General features: G+C 44.7%; 9 protein-coding genes. All 9 read left to right on the top strand.

Annotated elements, in window-relative coordinates:
- Positions 1-219: 219 nt before the first annotated feature.
- The 9 genes from H8Z83_RS18315 (at position 220) to H8Z83_RS18275 (ending at position 6,741) form a co-directional block, all read left to right on the top strand.
- On the top strand, positions 220-408 hold the full coding sequence (locus tag H8Z83_RS18315; RefSeq protein WP_117485106.1) for a helix-turn-helix domain-containing protein: 189 nt from the start codon (positions 220-222) through the stop codon (positions 406-408).
- A complete protein-coding gene (locus H8Z83_RS18310; protein ID WP_117802754.1) occupies positions 401-1,093 on the top strand; it encodes a response regulator transcription factor in 693 nt (230 codons plus the stop codon). The genes H8Z83_RS18315 and H8Z83_RS18310 overlap by 8 nt, the downstream gene beginning before the upstream one ends.
- 5 nt (positions 1,094-1,098) lie before the next feature.
- Positions 1,099-2,016: a sensor histidine kinase gene (locus tag H8Z83_RS18305; protein ID WP_118316724.1), complete on the top strand. Its 918-nt coding sequence runs from the start codon at positions 1,099-1,101 to the stop codon at positions 2,014-2,016.
- 134 nt (positions 2,017-2,150) lie between these two features.
- Positions 2,151-3,077: an ABC transporter ATP-binding protein gene (locus H8Z83_RS18300; protein ID WP_117485112.1), complete on the top strand. Its 927-nt coding sequence runs from the start codon at positions 2,151-2,153 to the stop codon at positions 3,075-3,077.
- Entirely contained in the window at positions 3,070-3,864 is a 795-nt protein-coding gene (locus H8Z83_RS18295) for an ABC transporter permease (protein ID WP_118316722.1), read from the top strand. Before H8Z83_RS18300 ends, H8Z83_RS18295 begins: the two co-directional genes overlap by 8 nt.
- A gap of 12 nt (positions 3,865-3,876) precedes the next feature.
- Positions 3,877-4,692 carry an ABC transporter permease gene (locus H8Z83_RS18290; RefSeq protein WP_117492179.1) on the top strand — a complete coding sequence of 272 codons (816 nt, stop codon included), beginning with the start codon at positions 3,877-3,879 and terminating at the stop codon, positions 4,690-4,692.
- 5 nt (positions 4,693-4,697) lie between these two features.
- Positions 4,698-5,159, top strand: a complete 462-nt coding sequence (locus H8Z83_RS18285; RefSeq protein WP_118316721.1) for a flagellar hook-associated protein FlgL — start codon at positions 4,698-4,700, stop codon at positions 5,157-5,159.
- A gap of 435 nt (positions 5,160-5,594) precedes the next feature.
- Positions 5,595-6,005, top strand: coding sequence for a sigma-70 family RNA polymerase sigma factor (locus H8Z83_RS18280; protein ID WP_014080198.1), 411 nt, complete (start codon positions 5,595-5,597; stop codon positions 6,003-6,005).
- 499 nt (positions 6,006-6,504) lie between these two features.
- The gene (locus H8Z83_RS18275; RefSeq protein WP_005933564.1) at positions 6,505-6,741 is read left to right on the top strand and encodes a DUF6870 family protein; all 237 of its coding nucleotides are present in this window, start codon (positions 6,505-6,507) and stop codon (positions 6,739-6,741) included.
- The last annotated feature ends 167 nt before the right edge of the window (positions 6,742-6,908 follow it).

Below are 6,908 nucleotides of genomic sequence, written 5' to 3'. Positions count from 1 at the left end.
TCTTGCCCGCTTGATGGCGAGCCCTATATCGTGAAAATCAAAGCGTCTTTCATCTCGTTCTATCTTCATAACATCACCTGATATGATTTTACATTTCATGTGATATTATTTGAACGACTACATATTTCATACTACTGACTATTTGATTTCACATTCTTTTCTTCCAAAACTTGTATTGTTCGAGTCGAAGAACTATAATATACTCTATGGAGGTGCAGAATGGATTATATGACACTAAAAGAGGCCGCCGAAAAATGGGGCGTGACACCTCGTAGAGTAAATTACTATTGTGCTGCCGGGCGTATTCCTGGTGCTGTAAAGATGGCAACTATCTGGCTAATTCCAAAAGATGCGGAAAAGCCGATTGACGGAAGGACAAAACAAGGGAAGGGGTTGCACCATGAATAAAATCCTGATTATAGATGATGACAGAGAACTGTGCGCTTTGATTAAACGTAGCGTACAAGCAGAAAACATAGAAGCTGATTTTTGTAATACCGGAAAAGAGGGCTTACAAAAATTAAGAGAGCAGGAGTATCAGCTTGTGGTGCTGGATGTGATGATGCCTGGTATGGATGGCTTTGAAACGCTGGAAGAAATCCGCAAAGAGAACAGTCTGCCGATTTTGATGTTCACATCTAAAAATGACAGCATTTCTAAAGTACGGGGCTTACGAGCCGGGGCGGACGATTATCTGACAAAACCATTTGATATGGACGAACTGATTGCCCGTATTGCGTCCCTCATTCGCCGCTACACCCGTTTTAATCATCAAGCCGGAGCTGTGCAAAAACTGGATTTTGATGGATTGCAAATTGACCTTGAAAATCGTTCTGTTACGACGGCAAACGGCACTTTTGAACTTCCGCCAAAGGAATTTGATTTGCTCCTGTACTGTGCAAAACATCAAGGGAAAATTTTGACCAAACAGCAGATTTATGAGGAAGTATGGGGCGAAGAATATTTCTATGATGACAGTAACATTATGGCGATTATCAGCCGACTTCGTAAAAAATTAGAAGTCAATCCTTCAAGCCCAAAGTACATACAAACGGTCAAAGGGATTGGCTACCGGTTTAATAAGGAGGTGTAGTCAGCATGGAAATTATCGTATTCTTGTCCATTGTGATTGCTGTTGTGGCTGTATTGACTTCTATCGTTCTCGTTCGGCGTGTAAAAAAACAAATAGCAGAAATGACCGATGTGCTGGTTGATGTGAAAAACGGAAATGGCAACCGGCGTATTCTATCTGCAACAAATGAACTGACAGCACCTCTTGCCTATGAAATCAATGAGATCGTTGTGGCCTATGAAAGCAGACTTTCAACTGTACGGCAGACAGAAGAAACCAACCGCCAGCTTATGACGAGCCTTTCCCATGATGTGCGAACGCCCCTTACTACTCTGATTGGGTATCTTGACGCTGCACACAAAGGACTGGTCACAGGAAAAGACCGGGATGATTATATTGAAACCGCCCGCCGGAAAGCCCATGATCTGAAAGAATACATTGATGTACTCTTTGACTGGTTCAAGTTAAATTCTAACGAGTTTGCTTTGGAGATCCAGAGTGTTGAGGCCGCAGAGCTGACAAGAAATATCCTCATTGACTGGATACCGATTTTTGAGGATAAACAGGTTGAGTATGACATTGATATTCCCGAAAATCCTGTCCGGGTAAGATTGGATATGGACAGCTATATGAGGATTGTCAATAATCTCATTCAAAATGTAATCGCTCACAGCCATGCAGACAAAATCAAAATTGTCCTGTCAAAGAAGGAAAATAACATGGAGCTGCTGCTGGCGGATAATGGAGTGGGAATTGAGAAGGAAGATTTGAAACACATTTTTGAACGGCTTTATAAGTGTGACAAAGGACGGTCTGAAAAAGGAAGCGGTCTTGGTCTTTCTATTGTCCATCAGCTTGTAGAAAAGATGGGTGGGAGTATAACAGTTGAAAGTTTGCCGGGAAAAGGAACTGAATTTATGTTGCTTTTTCCTTTGGAGAGTTAAGCGGGTTCCCGTCTTTATGGCGGGAGCCTTTGTCATTTTACTGGATTTCAAATTGCAAGGTTAATGCAAGGTTGCGGCAAGGTTAATGCAAGGTTGGCATGATAGAATACCTTACAGAACAGGAGGTTTTGAATATGGATACAAATTATATCATTGAAACAAAAAATCTGACGAAGCAATACGGCTCACAAAAGAGTGTGGCTGACTTAAATATTCATGTGAAGCGTGGGAGAATTTACGGTCTGCTGGGCAGAAACGGAGCCGGAAAAACCACTACCATGAAAATGCTGTTGGGCTTAACGAAGCCGACTTCCGGGGAGGTCAAAATCTGGGGAAAGTCTTTGCAAGGGAATGAAAAGAAGCTGTTGCCCCGTATCGGAAGCCTGATTGAGTCCCCCGGTTTTTATCCCAATCTGACCGGCACAGAGAACCTGCGTATCTTTGCTACTCTGCGGGGCGTACCAAACAATCATGCCATCAAAGATGCTCTGGATCTGGTAGGACTGCCCTACAAAGATAAAAAGCTCTTTTCACAGTATTCTCTTGGTATGAAGCAGCGGCTTGCCATCGCCCTTGCCGTTATGCACGATCCGGAGCTTTTGATTTTGGATGAGCCGATCAACGGCCTCGATCCCATCGGTATTGCAGAAGTACGTTCCTTTATTCGTGAGCTTTGTGACGCGCGAGGAAAAACCATTTTGATTTCCAGTCACATTCTTTCGGAGATTTCCTTGCTGGCTGACGATATTGGAATTATCGACCACGGCGCATTGCTGGAAGAAGAAAGCCTTGCTGAGCTGGAGCAAAAAAGCAGTAAGCATATCCGTTTTACGCTTTCGGATACTGCACAGGCGGCAAGAATTTTGGAACGCAATTTCCATGAAACCCATTTTTCCATACAAGACGACCACAATCTGCGTCTACACAATATGGAGCTACCCGTGGGGAAAATTGTAACTGCCTTTGTAGAAAACGGATTGGAGGTATCAGAAGCACATACCTGTGAAGAAAGTCTTGAAGATTACTTCAAGCGTGTGACAGGGGGCGAAGGAATTGCTTAAACTAATCAAATGCGAATTTTTGAAATTGAAACGGAAGCCATTGGTATTTATTTCCCTACTGCTTTCTGTTTTCATGCCATTGGCTTATGCTTTCTTTCTGGCAGATGTAAACACTGATGTGGATGCTGTAAATGGAGTGATGTCCAGCCTATTCCAGCTTAGTGCATATTTGCTTTTGATGCCGCTTCTTGTGATACTGGCTTCGAATCTGTTGTTTGAGGAACTTGATAATGACACACTGAAAAACCTTGTTACCGTACCGGTAAATAGAACCAAGCTGGTGCTGTCCAAGATGCTGGTTTTACTGTTGTTTGCCGTTGGCTTTATGGCAGTTGGAGGATTGGTAAATCTTGCGGTTTTGTTGTTTCAGGGTTGGAAACCGGTTGGGTTTTGGACCTTGTTTGGCGTTGGAATTGAAGAAGGGCTGATTATGTGGGTGGGCGCACTTCCCTGTATTCTGCTCGTTGTTCTTCTTAATAAAAACTATATCGTGTCTGTCGTGATTACCTTTTTCTATACGATTGCGAATTATATCCTTTCCATGAACGATATGTTTCTCACACAGCCTTTTGGTTTGAACATAGGAACCCTGTTTCCGGGACCGCTGGCCTTCCGCTGGACATTCCAATTTTATGACCAAAGCCAGACCAGTGCGGAGTTAGCAGATTTGTTGGAACGGGTCAGTCCGTATTTTCTGAATGGTGTTCAGGTATTCGGTGTGATTATTGTGGAAGCCATTGTATTTCTTGCGCTGATTGCATTTGTTTACCGGCGACAGGAAATCTAAGGGGGTGTGACTATGTGGAACTTATTAAAATCGGAATTACTGAAACTGCGCCGGTGCCAGATTCTTTTGGTAGGACTGGTGGCGCTTGCACTCTGTCCTTTGGTTCAGTATGGAAGTCAGTTGATTGTGGAGGCAGAGTACCGAAATCCAAATTATGATTTTTCTGCACTATTTGAAAATGTTGTTTGGGGAAACACTCAGATATTCCTTCCAATTTCACTGGTAATGATCGGAGGATGGCTTATAGACAGAGAATCCACTCATGATACACTGAAAAACATCATGACAATTCCTGTTTCTATGCCGAAAATGTTGGGAGCTAAGTTACTTTTAGTCGGTATGCTTGCAGTTCTGCTGGGAATATACAGCGTTGGCATTACCTTGATTACTGGATTGACGGTTGGATTATCGGGACTGACAGCGGAAGTGTTTTTTCATGGAGGTACGCAGATCGTGTTAGCGGCTCTGACGACCTATTTGGTCTGTATGCCGCTGATCCTGATTTTTGGGCAGATTCGAGGGGCATATCTGGGCGGTTCCATTCTGGCGTTCTTCCTTGGATACAGCATGTTGTTTTTCAAAAGTGGTATCCTTGCCAGCATCTATCCGTTCTCTGCTGCGCTGATTTTAGTGGGATTTGACATGAGTGAATATGCCGGAACAACCACATCCTCAACCCCTTTGTTGGCGGTCATTGGGATTGGCATCATGGTTCTCTGGGCGGTGCTGTTGTTACTGATGTCCAGTAACAAAAAAGAAATGAAATCCCGTAAACAGGCAAATGCCAAGGGAAAAGGAAAGCGTGCTGTACGCAGGAAAGGAAGGTGATAGCTGTGAAGAAAATAGTTTTATCATTATGCCTGATACTATTGGGTGCTTCTGTGCTTTCAGGTTGTACAAAAGACGAATTTCTCGATCAGTATAACAATATTGTTCAGTCTGCTGGTTCCATAGCGCTTACCGGAAATTCATCCTTACAAGGTACGAAAGAAAAAGGAATTGATGATTATACAGGGACTTATACGGCTGATTATGCGAACTTTTCAGGTACAGAGTATTTGTTCGGAGGAACTTCCATAAAGAGAGAAGCCGGTAAGGAGCTGTCCATTGATTGCACCTTGGAGATTACGGAAGGTACTGCAAAAGTATTTTGGATTTCTGGATCTGATGAAGCAGTCACGTTGATTGAAGCAACCGGAACTTATAGTGACACAATTACACTTCCTGATGGTGGAAATTATATTGGCATTGAATGTGAGAATTTCACCGGAAACATTGAATTAAATATTGAATAATACTCTGCCGGACGACGGCAAAAGAAAAAAGCCGTCGCAGAGCAGACATATTTTCACGCGCCTATGAAACGGCGGCTTTGATTTTCAGAGCCGCCGTTTCTTTGCGTTTGCACAAACCAATGACGACTTGCAGGGACACGGTAGCTGATTGGAGGTTATTTTGCCGTGTCCTTTTCTCTTTTTCGCAGTATCCATGATCTGCACCAGTTAAAAAAAGCGTAGCTCCTCCATCGGAGCAGTCCGGCTTTGAATGTGAAATTAAACAGTACATAACCGATAATATATTTTCGTGCGCTTGTGCGGCTTCGTGTCGCGCAGGCGCATTTTGCTTTCCAGACTTCGAGACAAAGTGTCCCGAGGTGCGGTGCCGTTCTCCGCCGTTACTCCATTTCGTTTCCGACCAACCCCGAACAAACTGAAATGGAGGATTTTACGATGACTACTATCAATCTGAAAGATTTTTATTATTGGTACACGCAGGATCAGCTTATCGAAGTTTCTGACGAGGTGGCCGAGGTATTCAAGGCCGATGCCCGCTATGAAATGGCCTACCAGCGGCGGCTCTCCCGGCACAAGGCGCAGTATTCTTTGGACTGCGATGACGGGATTGAATATTCCGCTTGCCTGCATGAGCCGACCCCGCAGGAGCTCCTTGAACGGATGGAAACCTTTCTTCGTCTGTGGAACGCTCTCAATTCTCTGCCGGAGATCCAGGGCCGCAGAATTGACGCACATATCATTCTTGGCAAGTCGATTAAGGAAATTGCCGAGGCCGAGGGCGTACATGAGGAGTCTATTCGCCAGTCGATCAAGCGTGGCCTTGAACGCATGAAAAAAACTTTTTGATTTTTTCTTCTTAACCCACTTGGAATTGATGAAAAAATGTCTCGGTTTATGAGAGGAGATTTTCTTCCTAACGCAAGGGAATAACGGCAACCCTGAGTAAGTACGGGGAGCCAGACGGTGGGTGCGCGGTGACATCTCCCAAAAGAGATTGAGCGAACAACACCAACACTGTAAATGGGCCCGGCCATCCCAAGGCCATGATCCGGCGCTGAACAGGTTGGCTGCCTGTTCCTCCGGGCTTGTCGCTTTACTTGCGTTGAGAGCGCCGCACAGAAAATAACGATTGTCTTTGGACAGGCCAAATAAATATGTGCGGCGCTCTCTAATATTCAAAAACTATAATAAACCTCGAAACAAAGTGTCCCAAGGTGGGGTAAGGCAACAGGCCAGCATCCCGGTGGTGCTGGCCTGTTGCGTTTCCCTACTAAACAGCGGGAGGCGTTCTATCAATCTGCGAAGGAGGTTTACCGTGAAATTAACTACACAGGAACTTGAACAAATGAGAAGCGTTGACATTGGCGCGGTGGCTGCCGAGTCCCTGCCTGATGTGAGCGGTATGACCTTTGACAATGCGCTTTCCCGAAAGGAGCGCATCTCTCGATTTTTGCAGACTGTCAAAAATCCATACTGCTTTTGCATCGGTGGTGTTGGCGTGAAAATTGAATTTGCTGAAAGCGGGCCATCTCTCCAAGATAAGCTGACGGATTTCCTGCTGCGGCAAAGAAGCGGGCTGTAACTTCGGTTACAGCTCGTTTTGCTTCTTCGAGACAAAGTGTCTCGAAGCGGAGGCATCCTTGTTGTCCTCCCCGGACAGAGTTATAATATAAGTGTAATGTGATAGGGAAGGAGGAACAATGGCACGAGCAAAAAACAGAGGGTATCAGCAGAGTTTCTCTCCCTCTT

It is taken from the genome of Dysosmobacter segnis, assembly GCF_014297285.1.
In the GTDB taxonomy this organism is placed as follows: Bacteria; Bacillota; Clostridia; order Oscillospirales; family Oscillospiraceae; genus Oscillibacter; species Oscillibacter segnis.
The sequence above is the reverse complement of the archived record's forward strand: the minus strand, read 5'-3'. Positions and strand labels throughout refer to the sequence as shown.

Coding starts and splice junctions, on each gene's coding strand:
- H8Z83_RS18315 (WP_117485106.1), top strand. CDS start 220: ATGGATTATATGACACTAAAAGAGGCCGCCGAAAAATGGGGCGTGACA.
- H8Z83_RS18310 (WP_117802754.1), top strand. CDS start 401: ATGAATAAAATCCTGATTATAGATGATGACAGAGAACTGTGCGCTTTG.
- H8Z83_RS18305 (WP_118316724.1), top strand. CDS start 1,099: ATGGAAATTATCGTATTCTTGTCCATTGTGATTGCTGTTGTGGCTGTA.
- H8Z83_RS18300 (WP_117485112.1), top strand. CDS start 2,151: ATGGATACAAATTATATCATTGAAACAAAAAATCTGACGAAGCAATAC.
- H8Z83_RS18290 (WP_117492179.1), top strand. CDS start 3,877: ATGTGGAACTTATTAAAATCGGAATTACTGAAACTGCGCCGGTGCCAG.
- H8Z83_RS18280 (WP_014080198.1), top strand. CDS start 5,595: ATGACTACTATCAATCTGAAAGATTTTTATTATTGGTACACGCAGGAT.
- H8Z83_RS18275 (WP_005933564.1), top strand. CDS start 6,505: ATGAGAAGCGTTGACATTGGCGCGGTGGCTGCCGAGTCCCTGCCTGAT.